This window comes from Amycolatopsis albidoflavus, assembly GCF_039525725.1.
GTDB lineage: Bacteria > Actinomycetota > Actinomycetes > Mycobacteriales > Pseudonocardiaceae > Amycolatopsis > Amycolatopsis albidoflava.
Genome location: NZ_BAAAHV010000006.1, coordinates 119,289 through 132,124 on the forward strand (window position 1 = coordinate 119,289; position 12,836 = coordinate 132,124).

Consider the following 12,836-nt stretch of genomic DNA (forward strand, 5'->3'; position numbering starts at 1 on the left):
GCCTCACGATCTCGACCTTGACTTTCGGCAGTGGTGACGAATCGGGCGGCCCTTGTAGCGTCAGCGGAATGAAGGAGGCGACGCGGTTCCGCTGGCGCGTGGCGTTCGACGTGCTGCTCTGGGCCGCGTTGTGCGGGTTCGTCCTGCTCGACGCGCCGAACAGCCCGAACGGCTGGGAGCTCGCCTACGGCCTGACGTCGGTCACCGTGGCGATGGCGACGGCCCGGGTGTACCCGGCGGTCGCCCTGGTGGTGGCGATGGCGACGGCGATCGTCATCGCGTTCGGCTGGGGCGGCCGGGTCGCGGTGTGGGAGTTCTTCCTGATCGTCGTGATCTCGTACCTGGCCGGCCTGCGGCTCGCTAGGGCGCGGGTGGCGATGATCAGCTTTTTCGCCATCGCGGTGGCCGGGATCCCGCTCGCTCTCCTGCCGACGTCGAGCTTCGACGCGTGGGGCGCGGTGCTCGGCACGCTCGCGTTCGCCGGGGTGGCGCCGTGTCTGCTCGGGCGACACGTGCGGCTTCGGCGCGAACTCGCGCAGGACGGGTGGCGGCGCGCCGAGGAGATGGAGAGCAGGCACCGGCTCGTCGCGCAGGAAGCGCGGCTGCGGGAGCGGGCCCGGATCGCCAGCGACATGCACGATTCGCTCGGCCACGAACTGAGCCTGATCGCGGTGCGAGCGGCGGCGCTGGAGGTCGACAGCGAACTAGGCGACAAGCAACGCGAGGCCGCCGGACAGCTTCGGGCGGGCGCGGCGACGGCGACGGAACGGCTGCGCGAGATCATCGGGGTGCTTCGCGAGGACGCCGCACCGGTCGAGCCAGTGCAAGGCGATCTGGGGGAACTGATCGACCGCGCGCGGGCGTCGGGAATCGAGATCGGCGCGCGGCTCGGCAGTCTCGACAACGCGCCGCCGATGGTCGCGCGGGCGGTCTACCGCGTCGTGCAGGAAGCGCTTACGAACGCGGCGAAGTACGCGCCCGGCGCGGCCGTTTCGATCGATGTGACCAGCACGAACGAGGCGACCGACGTCCGGGTGCGGAACGCGCCGCCGCCCGCCGGTCCGTTGCCCGTCCGGTCCGGGAAACGCGGGTTGATCGGCCTGCACGAGCGGGTGCGGCTGGTCGGCGGGAGCCTGACCGCGGGTCCGTCCGGCGGCGGATTCGAGGTGGCGGCGCGGCTGCCGCACGACGCCGCGCCCGCGCCGGAGCAGGACGACGAGATGATCGGGCAGGCCGCGCGCGAGCTGGAACGCGCCCGCCGCGCCGTCCGGTCGAGCCTGGTGCAGGCGATCGTGGTGCCGCTGGGGCTGTTCGGGGTGATCATCGGCGGCGCCGGGGTGGCGTTCCTGGCCCAGTGGTCGTCGTCGGAGCTGCCGCCGGACTCGTACGAGCGAATCCAGCTCGGCATGCCGCATTCGGCGGTCGAACCGATGCTGCCCTCGCGCCAGCGCACGACGCTTCCGGCGATCAACGTGCCGCCGCAGCCTTATCGAAGCACCTGCGAGTACTACGGAGCCGGCCGGAGCTGGCTCAACTTCAACCACGCTGTCTACCGTCTGTGCTTTGTGGACGGTCTGGTGGCGAGCAAAGACCTTTACAGTGAGGACGAACCGTGATCCGCGTACTGCTGGCCGACGACGAAGCGATGATCCGCGCCGGCGTGGCCGCGATTCTGGCCTCGGACAAGGAAATCGAGGTGGTGGCCGAAGCCGCGGACGGACGGGGGGCGATCGAGCTGGCGCGCGCGAACCGGCCGGACGTCGCGCTGCTCGACATCCGCATGCCGGGCCTCGACGGGCTCGCCGCGGCCGAGGAAATCCGCAAACTGCTGCCGGACACCGGCGTTCTCATGCTGACGACGTTCGGCGAGGACGAGTACATCGAACGCGCGCTCGGCCTCGGCGCGAGCGGATTCCTGCTCAAGGCGGGCGATCCGCGCGAACTGCTGGCCGGAGTGCACGCGGTGGCCGACGGCGCGGCTTTCCTGTCGCCGAAGGTCGCGCACCGGGTGATCACGCGCTTGTCCGGCAGCCGGTTCAGCCGCGCCGCGACCGCGCGCGAGCGGGTGAACGTGTTGACGAACCGGGAACGGGAAGTGCTGGTGCTGCTGGCCGAGGGACTGTCCAATGCGGACATCGCGGCGCGGATGTTCGTGGTGGAGGGCACGGTCAAGGCGCACGTGAGCACGATCCTGACCCGGTTGGACGTCCGCAACCGGGTGCAGGCCGCGATCACGGCTTTTGAAGCGGGGCTGGTGTAAGCCTCGGCGGTTGCCAACGGCTGATGCTGGCTCCGACCCGAGTGGTGATCGAGGCAGGCAGCAGCCGGGTGAACGTTGCCCGAAGCGCGACCGCCGCCGGGTTGCGGAGGAGCGGTCCGCTGGCCCCGGCCTGGATCGACGCCTTCGCGACCTTCTGCGTGCGCGGGCGACGTTCAGCGTCATAACGGCGGAGTGCTTCGTCCACTGTGGACTCTCTGACGTGGGAAGCCAGCACCACCGCGTCCTCCAACGCCTGGCAGCCGCCCTGCCCGAGGAACGGCGGCATGGCGTGCGCCGCGTCGCCGAGGAGCGCGACGCGGCCGCGGACGTAACTGGGCAGCGGCGTCGCCAGGTGATGCGTGTCGTGCAGCAGAATTTCCGGGGTGGCGTCGATGAGTTGCGGGATCGGGTCGTGCCAGCGGCCGTACTTCGCGCTCAGGTAAGCGCGGACGTCGTCGTGCCGGATCCCCGCCGGGCGGGCTTCCGAGACCCACCAGTACACCTCGTCGTCCAGCAACGGCAGGACGCCGATTTCGATCCCGGCGGCCCACGTCGTGCTCAGTGTGGGCTTCAGCGGCAGCTTGGCGATACCGCGGAACGCCGCACCGCCGCTGTACTCCACGCGTGCGGCTGGGAACAGCGCCTGCCGGATCGGGCTGTTGATCCCGTCGGCGGCCACGATCAGGTCAGCCTCGGTCGAACCGGCGTCGTGGTGCACCACGCCGTTTTGCTCAACGCTCGTAACCTCGACCCCGGTCTTCAAACACGAGTTCGGCAGCGCTGACCGCAGCGTGTCGATCAGGTTCGCCCGGTGGATCGCGCCGAGCGGCAACCCGTGGCTGCGCACGAAGAGGTCGGCGTCCCACTTGGCCAGCCGACGCCCGCGCCAGTCGACCAGCCCGCCGCCGCGCTGGGCCGAGATCCGGGGCTCGACGCCCAGTTCGGCCAGCGCTCGCTGCGCGTTGGGCCACAACGAGATACCCGCGCCGATCGCCGTGAGCTCCGGTGCCCGTTCGAGCACCGTGACCTCCCAGCCGACGCGGCGCAACCCGATCGCCGCCGCCAGTCCGCCGATGCCGCCCCCGACCACGACCGCGCGTCGCGAAGCCATGTCCGACCTCCTCTACGTCTGTAGAGGACTCTACACCTGTAGTGTCCCGGGAGTGGAACGGATAGCTGTGATCGGCGACGCAGCCGTCGAGGTGATCGCGGCCGAGGGCATGCGCGGGCTGACTCACCGCGCCGTCGACCGGGCGGCCGGGCTGCCCGCGGGCTCGACGTCGTACTACGCGCGCACTCGCGCCGCGCTGCTGGAACTGGCCGCGGACCGGATGGTCGCGCTGGACCAGGCCGAAGTCGCGCCGCCGGAGGGGGAACTCGCGGAGTTCCTGGGCGCGATGGTGTACCGGTCGATCACCGTCGGGCGCACCAGAATGCTCGCGCGCTACGAGTTCGCGCTGGAGTCGGTCCGACGGCCGGAGCTGCGGGCTCGATACGACGCCGGCGGGCTGGAATTGCGGCGGCGGTGCGCGGAAGTGCTTGCCACGGCCGGTTCTCCGACGCCGGAGGACCACACCCGCGTGCTCATCGGCTGGCTCGACGGATCGATCTTCGACGCACTGGCAGGAACGGGCTCCGTCAACCCGCCGACCGAAGCCGAACTGGTCGAAGGAGCCCGTGCCGTGCTTGCCGGATTGGGGTTGTCGCAGGCCTGATCAGGCGTCGCGACGGTTCAGCAGCGCGGTCCCGGCACCGATTCCGGCGACCGCCCAGACGAGGCAGATCAGCACGCCGACCCAAGGCCCGTACGGCGGCAAGCTGCCGAACATCGGGTTTACGTCGCCGGGCGGCACCATCGCGTTGATCCCCGCGAAGGCCGGGAAGTAGTTCATCGCGCCGGGAAGCACGTACGACGACATCAGCATCGGCAACGGCAGGAGCAGCACGATCACCACCACCAACGTGCCCGCCGCGCTGCGCAGTACGAACGAAATCCCCAGGCACAGCACGCCGAGCAGCGCGAAATACGCCCCCATGCCCAATGCGGTGATCGCCCCCTGCGACAGCGACGTGGAACCCCCAGCCCCACGCATCAGCACCGAGGCGACTCCCATCCCGACAGCCGCGACGACCACGCCGTAAACGAAAAGCACCGGCACCAGCACCGCCGCCTTGGCCGCGGTGACCCGAGCCCGCACCGGAACCCATTGCAGCGTCGAGCGAATCGCCCCGCTGGTGTACTCGCTGGTCACGAACAGCGTCGCCACCGCGAGCACGCAGAACTCGACCAGGTAGATCGCCCCGGAGTTGACAATGCCGTGCGCGGTCTGCTGCCGATCATCCTCCGCATGCTGGGAAATCCCCGAGACGACGGAGAAGAACGCCATCAGCACCACGCCGCCGATCAGCGACAACCACGTCGCCCGCACCGACCAGAACTTGGTCCACTCCGCCGAAATCGCCAGCTTCGTCATGCCGTAACCCCGTATTCCACCGATCCGGCAGTCAGTTCCATATACGCCTGCTCGAGCGAGGCGGTCCGCTCTTGAAGCCCGTGTAGCCGGATGCCCAGTTCGTAAGCCAGATCCCCGATCTCGGCCACACTCGCGTCGTTGACGAGCAGTTCGCTGTCCTCCCCGGGCACCACCGTCCGGCCGTTGCCCCGAAGCCAGTCCGCGAGTTTCGCGCGCTCGGCCGGATCCGGCACGTGCACCGCGACCGACCGGCTCGAGTTGCCCGCAATGAAGTCGCCGATCGCCGCGTCGGCGAGGATCGAACCCTTGCCGATGACCAGCAGCCGGTCCGCGGTCAGCTGCATCTCGCTCATCAGATGGCTGGACACGAACACCGTGCGGCCCTCGGAGGCGAGCGAGCGCATCAGCTGCCGCACCCAGCGGACGCCGTCCGGGTCGAGGCCGTTGACCGGCTCGTCGAACATCAGCACGCCCGGGTCGCCGAGCAGCGCGCCGGCGATGCCGAGCCGCTGGCTCATGCCGAGCGAGAACGTCCCGGCGCGCTTGCCCGCGACGTCGCTCAGCCCGACCGTCGCAAGTACTTCTTCCACGCGGCTGGCGGCGATTCCGTTGCTGCGCGCCATCGCGAGCAGGTGTTTGCCCGCACTGCGTCCGGGATGCATGGCCTTCGCATCCAGCAGCGCGCCGACCTCGCGAAGCGGAAACCGCAGTTCTGCATACGGTTTCCCGCGGATCAGCGCGTCGCCGGACTCGGGCCGGTCGAGGCCGACAGTCATCCGCATGGTGGTGGACTTGCCCGCGCCGTTCGGGCCGAGGAACCCGGTCACCGTGCCCGTCTCGATGACCGAGGTGAGGCCGTTCACCACCGTTTTCTGCCCGTAGCGCTTCGTCAATCCGCGAAACGTGATCATAGGGCGAAGTCTGCGCCCGGGCGGGGGCTTCGGACATCGGCCGACCGTCCTGGACCGACCCCGACTTTAGGCAGGGGTCAGCGAGCCCTGCGGGTGGTGTGCCGGGTCGGCTGGGCGGTCGCGGGGTCTTCCGGCCACGGGTGTTTCGGATACCGGCCGCGGAGGTCGGCGCGGACGGCGGCGTATCCGGTGCGCCAGAAGGATTCGAGGTCGGCGGTGACCGCGGCCGGGCGACCGGCGGGGGACAGCAGGTGCAGCACCACCGGCACGCCGGCGAGTGATGGCGTCTCAGTCCAGCCGAAGGTCTCTTGGAGCTTCACCGCGAGCACTGGCTGGTCGCCGCGGTAGTCCACGCGGTAGTGCGAACCGGACGGGACTTCGAGCCGGTCCGGGGCGAGTTCGTCGAGCCGGGCCGCCTCGGGCCAGGGGAGCAGGCCGCGCAGGGCGGTTCCGGCGTCGACGCTCGCGAGATCGGCTTTCCGCCGGACACGCGAGAGGTCCAGCCAGGTGTCTACATCGGACAGCAGAGTTTCGTCATCCACTGACGGCCACGGTTCTCCCAGCGCGCGGTGCAGGAAGGCCAGGCGTTCGCGCAGGCGGGCGCCGTCTTGGCTCCAGCGCAGCAAGCCGAGGCCTTCGGTGCGGAGTCCGGCGATCACTGCGTCGTGGACGAGCTGTGGGTCTGGATCGCGCAAAGGCTTTTCGGACAGCACGATCGCGCCCAGGCGGCGGACGTGGCGAGCGACGACATCGCCGTCCCAATGTACTTCGTCCACTTCGGACACCAGGGTTGGCGCGGCTTGAGTCGCTAGTGCTTCGTCGGCGGTCGCGGCGAGCCGGATGGTGCCGTGGACGCGGCCCGGGTCGCGGGTGGCTTCGGCGACAGCCAGCCATTCGGCGTCGCCCAGACCGCTGCCGCTGGGGAGTTCGGCCGCGGTTCCGCTGGCCATCAGGTACACCGGGGCCGACCCTGCGCGCCGCCGCGCCAAGCGTTCCGGATGCGCCAGAGCGACGACCAACGCGGCGTCTGGTGCGGTTTTGGCTGGCGAGTTGACCAAGGCTGCCAACCGTTTCGCGTCCCGCTGCCAGCGGCGGGCCGCGTCGTCGTGCGCGGAGCGGAGGCGTCGCAGTTCGGCTTCGACATCGGTCAGCGTCGCTCCGGCGTCAAGCAGCGCAACCACTTCTGCGGCAGCGCGGGCTCCGACGGCCTCCGCGCCGTCCAGCAACGCGCGCGCTAGCCGGGGATGCAAGCCGAGGTCGGCCATCTTCTGTCCGCGCGGCGTGACCGCACCGTCCTCTGTGGTCGCGCCGAGCGTGACCAGCAAGCTTCGCGCAGCGGCGAGCGCGCCTTCGCCGGGCGGGTCCCACCAGGCGAGCCCGGTTCCGTCCGGAGTGGACCAGCAGGCGAGTTCCAACGCGAACCGCGCCAGCTCGGCGGTGCGGATTTCCGGTTCCGGATACGCGGGGAGCGTCGCTTGCTCGTGCTCCGGCCAGCAGCGGTACGCCCGGCCAGGCGCTTCGCGGCCCGCACGACCAGCGCGTTGTTCCGCCACCGCGGCCGAAACCCGCACCGTGGCGAGCCCGGCGAGACCGCGTCGGTGATCGACCCGGGGGACGCGCGCGAGGCCTGAATCCACGACCGCGCGGACGCCGGGAACGGTCAGGCTCGACTCGGCGACGGCGGTCGCGAGAACTACCCGGCGCCGGTCCCGTGGCCGCAACGCTTCGTCTTGCCGGGCAGCGGAAAGACGTCCGTGCAGCGGCAGCACGTCAGCGTCCAGGGAACTCAGCAGCGACGACGTGCGCGCGATTTCTCCTGCCCCAGGAAGAAAAGCGAGCACATCACCGTCCCTTTCGGACAGTGCTTTCCGGACCGCCGACGCCACCGCGGCTTCCGGACGTTCCCCGCGCGTCGGAGCGCGATAGCTCAGCTCGACCGGATACGTGCGGGCGTGCGCGGTGATCACCGGCGCGTCGCCGAGAAGTTCAGCCAGCCGTCCGGACGCAACTGTCGCCGAGGTCGCGAGCAGCCGCAGGTCGTCGCGCAACCCGGCACGGACGTCGAGGAGCAAGGCGAGCAGCAGATCGGCGTCGAGATGGCGTTCGTGGCATTCGTCCAGCAGGACCGTCGACACCCCGGCCAACTCCGGATCGTGCTGCACCCGCCGCACCAGCAGCCCGGACGTGACCACCTCGATCCGCGTGCGCGACGACACCTTCCGGTCGCCCCGCACGGCGTACCCGACGGTCTCGCCGACCGGTTCGCCCAGCAGCGCGGCCATCCGCCCGGCCGCGGCCCTCGCAGCGAGCCGGCGCGGTTCGGCGACCACGACGCGTCCTTCGCCGCGGTTCAGCGCGAGCGGGACGAGCGTGGTCTTGCCGGTGCCGGGCGGGGCCACGAGCACCGCGGCGCCGCGGTCGTCGAGCGCGCTCAGCACGGACGGCAGCACCGCGCGGACGGGCAGGTCCGGCAGCGAGGCTAGGTCGGTCACTGCTCGGTGATCTCCGGTGGATTCGGCAACGGATAGTTCGACGGCCCGATGTTCGTCTCCAGCGACTTCCGCCAGGCCCCGCTGGACACCATCTTCCGGATCGCGTCGTCCACCGCGTGCTGGCCCTCGGTGTCGCCCTTGCGCAGGCCGACGCCGTACCGCTCAGTGGAAAACGGGCGGCCGACCACCTTCAGCAGCTCCGGATTCTGCGCGGCGTACCCGGCGAGGATCACCGCGTCCGTGGTGACCGCGTCGACCTGGTTGGCCAGCAGCGCGGTGACGCAGTCCGGATACCGCGGGTACTCGACCAGCTTCACCATCTGCGCGAACTTGTCCTTCACCATCTGCGCGGGCGTCGAGCCGGTGACCGAGCAGAGCCGCTTGCCGTTGAGGCTTTCCGGGCCGGTGATGTCCGGCGAGGTGAGCCGCACCAGCAGGTCCTGGCCGGTGACGAAGTACGGGCCGGCGAAGCCGACCTGCTGTTTCCGCTTGTCGGTGATCGAATAGGTGGCCACGACCAGGTCGACCGCGCCCGAGGTCAGGTCGGTCTCGCGGCGCGCCGGGGTGGTCTCGTGCCAGGTGATGCGGTCCGGTTCGACGCCCAGTTCGCGCGCGACGAAAGTAGCGACATCGACGTCGAAACCGGCGAGCCTTCCGTCGACAGTTCGTTGCGAAAGGCCGGGCGCGTCGAACCGGATGCCGATGGTCAGGTGGTTGCCGTCACGCGCCCGGGTGGGAAGCGGATCGTCTTTGGATACCGTCGACGATCCGCAGGAGACGCAGCTGACCAGCAGAAACACCGCGGCGAGCACTGCGCGAAACCGCATCGGTGCCTCCGCTTCGCCGCTCGGCTGCTCACATAGTTCTCAGGTCAGACGGCTAGCCTAAGCGCGTGCGCCGACTGCCCCAACCTGTACTCGACACCATCGGGACGCTCGCCCGTCTCGGGCTGGCTGCCGTGTGGCTCGTGTCCGGCGGCCTGAAGATCGCCGACCCGGGGCAGACGTACATCGCCGTGCAGGCCTACGACGTGCTCCCGCACGCGCTCGTGCGCCCGGTCGCCACCGGGCTGCCGCTGCTGGAGCTGGTGCTCGGGCTGCTGCTCCTCGCCGGGCTGGCCACGCGCTGGGTCGCGGCTGCTTCGCTGCTGCTGCTGGCCGTGCTCGTCGCGGGCATCGCGCAGTCGTGGGCGCGCGGGCTGAGCATCGACTGCGGCTGCTTCGGCGGCGGCGGGCGCGTGGACGCGGGGAAGACCGAGTACCCGCAGGAGATCCTGCGCGACACCGGCTTCGCCCTGCTCGCGGTGTGGCTGCTTGTCCGGCCGCGCACGTGGTTCTCGGTCGACGGCTGGCTCGGCTGGGGCAAGGGCAGGAACGCCGGGAACTCAGGCGAGGCCCCGGACGACTACCCCAAGAGCATCGCGGAAGGGAATTAGGGACAGTGGGTGGAGCTGCGCGCAACGCGCGGAAAAGCCGTCAGCAGGCGGCGGCCGCGAGGTCGGTCGCCCAGGCGCGGGGCTCGAAGAGCGACCGGAACAAGATCATCGCGATCGTGGTGGCCGTCGTGGTGGTCGCCGCGCTCGTGATCGGCGGCGTGCTCTGGATCAACTCGAGCAAGAACGCCACGCAGGACAGCGCGATCCAGCCGGGCACGACCTCGGCGCTCGGGCCGGGCGTGGTCGAGAAGCGCGACGGGGCCGTGGTGTCGGTCGGGAAACCGGGCGCGCCGAAGACGATCGACCTGTACGCCGACTTCCTGTGCCCGTACTGCGCGAAGCTGCAGCAGGACTACGGGCCGCGGATGGAGAAGGCGATCAACGACGGCCAGCTCACCGTGCGCTACCACATGGTGATCCTGCTCAACAAGAACTCGGACCCGCCGGGCTACTCGCTCGACTCGGCCAACGCCGCGCTCGCCGCCGCCGACCAGCAGAAGTTCACCGCGTTCCACGACGCGCTGTTCAAGAACCAGCCGCAGGAAGGCGGCCGCGGGTACGACAAGGCCCAGCTGATCAAGCTCGGCCAGGACCTCGGGATCAGCGACCCGAAGTTCGCCGAGACGGTCAACACGGGCGCCTACGACCAGCAGCTGCAGGCGGCGTTCCAGCAGATCCAGGGCGACCAGAACCTCCAGCAGGACTTCGGCAACGGGCAGGTCGGCTTCGGCACGCCCACCGTCGCGGTCAACGGCAAGGCCGTCCCGGCCCAGGGCGACTGGCTGACGAAGATCCTCAACGGCTGACCTGATCCGGTCAATTCGCCTGTCCGGGCACAACCCGTCCGCTAACCTGGGCCGCAGGGCTCAGGGGAGGGGCGGGTTGTGTCCGGTTTTCATGTCGACGACGGCGCGTATGAGAACTACGCGAAGCAGGTCGACCCACTTGGCGACGAGGTGCGCGCGGCGGCGAAAGCACATCTCGGTCCGCACGTGACGCTGTCCGGCGACGGGTTTTCCGCGATCGGGGACGAATCCGGCTTCGCCGGCGCGTACGGGGCGCGAATGCGCGCGTTGCAGGAACGAATGCACGCGCTCGGCGGCGGCTGGCACGACGTCGGCGAGGCCGCTCGGCGCACGCAGGGCAATTATGCGGCGGTGGAGCAGGAACACGGCGACGCCTTGCGCAGATTCTCGTGAACGCTCCGGTCGATCATCTGGTCCGCAATGGACTGGACACCACGAATCAGTTCGCCGCGAAGCTGAAGCACGATCCGTCGGCGATCAACGGCGCGCGCGACGGGCATGTCGCGCTGCAGACGTCCGTCGGCCAGGCCAATCAGCACGCGGGCAGTCAGCGGGTGAATCTGGCGTCGGCCAGTTCCGGGGCGACCTCGGAGCGCGCGGTCGCGACGTCGAAGGATCTGGAGAAGGAAGTCCAGGACCTGCTCGACGAGAGCGCGGAAATCGAGCGGGCGGTCGCGGAGGCGGCGGAGACGCTGCACGTCGGCGAGATCCGCAATGATCAGGTCCGGGACCAGATTCTGCGCGAAATCGCGTCTTCGATGAAGGCGCTGGCGGCGGTCAACGGGATTCAGCCGCCGGAAAGCCGGGCGGCCGCGGCGCGGCAGATTCTGATGCAGCTGCAGGCGAAGATCGGGCAGCTGACCGGTCAGGCGGCGACGTTCACCGAGGAGACGCTCGGGAAGCTGACCGGGCTGGGGCAGCGGCTCGGCGGGTCGGACTCGACCTCCGCGAGCAGCGCGACGACGTCGGTGCCGCAGGCGTTCAACAACAACGGTGCGCACGTTAGCCACGGCGGTGGCGGTGGTGACTCCGGCGGCGGCGCTGGAGGCGGCGGCGGGTACGCCGGGAAGCCCCGGTTGCCGGTGGCTGTTCCGCCGCAGCCCGGCAGTGGCGTGGGGATCAACCTGCCGGGCGGGAAGACCGTGATGGCCCCGAACGAGACCGCGGCCAAAGCCGTTCGGGCGGCGCTGTCTCAGCTGGGCGTGCCGTACGTGTGGGGCGGGACCGCGCGCGGGCAGGGGCTCGACTGCAGCGGGTTGACCATGACGTCCTATCAGGACGCCGGGTTGCAGTTGCCGCGGACGGCCAAGCAGCAGACCGTCGGGGCCGAGGTGCCGTCGATGGATCAGTTGCTGCCGGGGGATTTGGTGGTGTGGTCCGGGCACGTCGCGATGGTGATCGGCGACGGGCAGATGGTCGAGGCCGGGGATCCGGTGCAGATCAGCAAGATCCGGACGACCAATGCCGGGCAGCAGTTCATTGGGTTCTACCGGCCGACGGGGTGAGTGGTGGCTGAGTTCGACATGGACCGCGCGGTGGCGCGAGTGATGGAGGAGGCCTCCCGGACCGGGGAGGCGGCTGCCGCGCGATTCGAGCGGGCCGGGCCGGTGGTGGGAAAGGCCGCTGCCGGCGGGGTTTCGGTTGAGGTCGCGCCGGGTGGGTTGCTGACTGGGCTGACCTTGACTCGGGCTGCTTTGCGGAGCGGGTCGGAGGCTGTCGCTTCGCAGATCCTGGAGCTGTCGCGGCGGGCTGAGCGGCGGGCTGCGGATCGGATGCATCAGGTGCTGGCGCCGGTATTGGGTGCGGAAGCGGTGGCTTCGCTGGGGTATGCGGCGTTGGCTGAGGATGATCCGGATTTCTATGACGAAGAGCCGGTGGTGTTGTGAAGACCCAGGAGCTTATCGAGCTGGCTCGGTCTCGTGAGGCTGCGTTGGGGCAGGTCGCCTCGTTGATGGCGGAGGCGCGCGGGTCGGCTCATGCTGTGGACGGGTCGGTTGAGGTGACTGTCGATGCGCTGGGGGCGTTGAAGCGGTTGTGGCTTGCGCCGTCGTTGGTGTCGGCGGATCCGGCGCGGGTTTCGGCGCTTGTGCTTGAGGTGGTGCGGGTGGCTATGGCTGAGGCTGAGCAGGATTGTTTTAACCGGGTGGGGTTGTTGCTGGGGGAGGAGGCTGGGTTGCTTGTCGAGGCGTTGTCCGGGCGGGCTGCTCCGGCTCGGTCCGCGGATGATGATCCTGGGATGACGGTGGAGGAGTTTCAGCGGTTGCGGGGAGAGAGGGTGGGGGAGAGGCGGTTTCCTGCTTCTTATTTGTCCATTGTGGATAGTGATGAGGAGTGGGAGGGGTTTGATCCGGCTTCGTTGCGGTCGGATCGGTGAAGTGGGTCTGGGGTGCGTTATCGGGGGCTGACGCCCCCTTCGGGGGTGGTGGTTGCGCGGGGCACCCCGAAGCTGATTGTGACT

General features: G+C 69.8%; 14 protein-coding genes. 9 read left to right on the forward strand and 5 right to left on the reverse strand.

Annotated features, from left to right (window positions below; translation table 11 throughout):
• Positions 1–68 precede the first annotated feature (68 nt).
• A complete protein-coding gene (locus ABD156_RS08890) occupies positions 69–1,616 on the forward strand; it encodes a sensor histidine kinase (protein WP_344268941.1) in 1,548 nt (515 codons plus the stop codon).
• On the forward strand, positions 1,613–2,260 hold the full coding sequence (locus ABD156_RS08895; protein ID WP_344268944.1) for a response regulator: 648 nt from the start codon (positions 1,613–1,615) through the stop codon (positions 2,258–2,260). The genes ABD156_RS08890 and ABD156_RS08895 overlap by 4 nt, the downstream gene beginning before the upstream one ends.
• Here ABD156_RS08895 and ABD156_RS08900 read toward each other — a convergent pair.
• Complete coding sequence (locus tag ABD156_RS08900; RefSeq protein WP_344268947.1) at positions 2,232–3,371, reverse strand: FAD-dependent monooxygenase; 1,140 nt, start codon at positions 3,369–3,371, stop codon at positions 2,232–2,234. The two genes, ABD156_RS08895 and ABD156_RS08900, sit on opposite strands and share 29 nt — an antisense overlap.
• A 52-nt stretch (positions 3,372–3,423) precedes the next feature.
• Between ABD156_RS08900 and ABD156_RS08905 the strand changes: the two genes are divergently transcribed.
• On the forward strand, positions 3,424–3,975 hold the full coding sequence (locus tag ABD156_RS08905; protein ID WP_344268950.1) for a TetR/AcrR family transcriptional regulator: 552 nt from the start codon (positions 3,424–3,426) through the stop codon (positions 3,973–3,975).
• Here the strand turns inward: ABD156_RS08905 and ABD156_RS08910 are convergent, their stop codons facing one another.
• From ABD156_RS08910 to ABD156_RS08925, 4 genes are all read right to left on the reverse strand, one after another.
• The gene (locus ABD156_RS08910) at positions 3,976–4,734 is read right to left on the reverse strand and encodes an ABC transporter permease (protein ID WP_344268953.1); all 759 of its coding nucleotides are present in this window, start codon (positions 4,732–4,734) and stop codon (positions 3,976–3,978) included.
• Positions 4,731–5,645 (reverse strand): ATP-binding cassette domain-containing protein, encoded by a 915-nt coding sequence (locus ABD156_RS08915; RefSeq protein WP_344268957.1) that lies wholly within the window; start codon positions 5,643–5,645, stop codon positions 4,731–4,733. Before ABD156_RS08915 ends, ABD156_RS08910 begins: the two co-directional genes overlap by 4 nt.
• Before the next feature lie 77 nt (positions 5,646–5,722).
• Positions 5,723–8,137: an ATP-dependent helicase HrpB gene (hrpB, locus tag ABD156_RS08920; protein WP_344268960.1), complete on the reverse strand. Its 2,415-nt coding sequence runs from the start codon at positions 8,135–8,137 to the stop codon at positions 5,723–5,725.
• Positions 8,134–8,964 (reverse strand): glutamate ABC transporter substrate-binding protein, encoded by an 831-nt coding sequence (locus ABD156_RS08925; RefSeq protein ID WP_344268962.1) that lies wholly within the window; start codon positions 8,962–8,964, stop codon positions 8,134–8,136. The genes hrpB and ABD156_RS08925 overlap by 4 nt, the downstream gene beginning before the upstream one ends.
• A 98-nt stretch (positions 8,965–9,062) precedes the next feature.
• Here ABD156_RS08925 and ABD156_RS08930 point away from each other — a divergent pair, with 98 nt between their 5' ends.
• From ABD156_RS08930 to ABD156_RS08955, 6 genes are all read left to right on the forward strand, one after another.
• Positions 9,063–9,572 (forward strand): MauE/DoxX family redox-associated membrane protein, encoded by a 510-nt coding sequence (locus tag ABD156_RS08930; RefSeq protein ID WP_344269264.1) that lies wholly within the window; start codon positions 9,063–9,065, stop codon positions 9,570–9,572.
• 5 nt (positions 9,573–9,577) lie between these two features.
• Positions 9,578–10,378: a DsbA family protein gene (locus ABD156_RS08935; RefSeq protein ID WP_344268964.1), complete on the forward strand. Its 801-nt coding sequence runs from the start codon at positions 9,578–9,580 to the stop codon at positions 10,376–10,378.
• A 78-nt stretch (positions 10,379–10,456) separates the two neighbouring features.
• The gene (locus ABD156_RS08940) at positions 10,457–10,771 is read left to right on the forward strand and encodes a hypothetical protein (RefSeq protein ID WP_116205241.1); all 315 of its coding nucleotides are present in this window, start codon (positions 10,457–10,459) and stop codon (positions 10,769–10,771) included.
• Complete coding sequence (locus tag ABD156_RS08945; protein ID WP_344268970.1) at positions 10,768–11,883, forward strand: C40 family peptidase; 1,116 nt, start codon at positions 10,768–10,770, stop codon at positions 11,881–11,883. The genes ABD156_RS08940 and ABD156_RS08945 overlap by 4 nt, the downstream gene beginning before the upstream one ends.
• Complete coding sequence (locus ABD156_RS08950; RefSeq protein ID WP_344268974.1) at positions 11,884–12,264, forward strand: YbaB/EbfC family DNA-binding protein; 381 nt, start codon at positions 11,884–11,886, stop codon at positions 12,262–12,264.
• Complete coding sequence (locus tag ABD156_RS08955) at positions 12,261–12,752, forward strand: YbaB/EbfC family nucleoid-associated protein (RefSeq protein WP_344268977.1); 492 nt, start codon at positions 12,261–12,263, stop codon at positions 12,750–12,752. The genes ABD156_RS08950 and ABD156_RS08955 overlap by 4 nt, the downstream gene beginning before the upstream one ends.
• Positions 12,753–12,836 lie beyond the last annotated feature (84 nt).

Coding starts and splice junctions, on each gene's coding strand:
- ABD156_RS08890 (WP_344268941.1), top strand. CDS start 69: ATGAAGGAGGCGACGCGGTTCCGCTGGCGCGTGGCGTTCGACGTGCTG.
- ABD156_RS08900 (WP_344268947.1), bottom strand. CDS start 3,371: ATGGCTTCGCGACGCGCGGTCGTGGTCGGGGGCGGCATCGGCGGACTG.
- ABD156_RS08910 (WP_344268953.1), bottom strand. CDS start 4,734: ATGACGAAGCTGGCGATTTCGGCGGAGTGGACCAAGTTCTGGTCGGTG.
- ABD156_RS08915 (WP_344268957.1), bottom strand. CDS start 5,645: ATGATCACGTTTCGCGGATTGACGAAGCGCTACGGGCAGAAAACGGTG.
- ABD156_RS08925 (WP_344268962.1), bottom strand. CDS start 8,964: ATGCGGTTTCGCGCAGTGCTCGCCGCGGTGTTTCTGCTGGTCAGCTGC.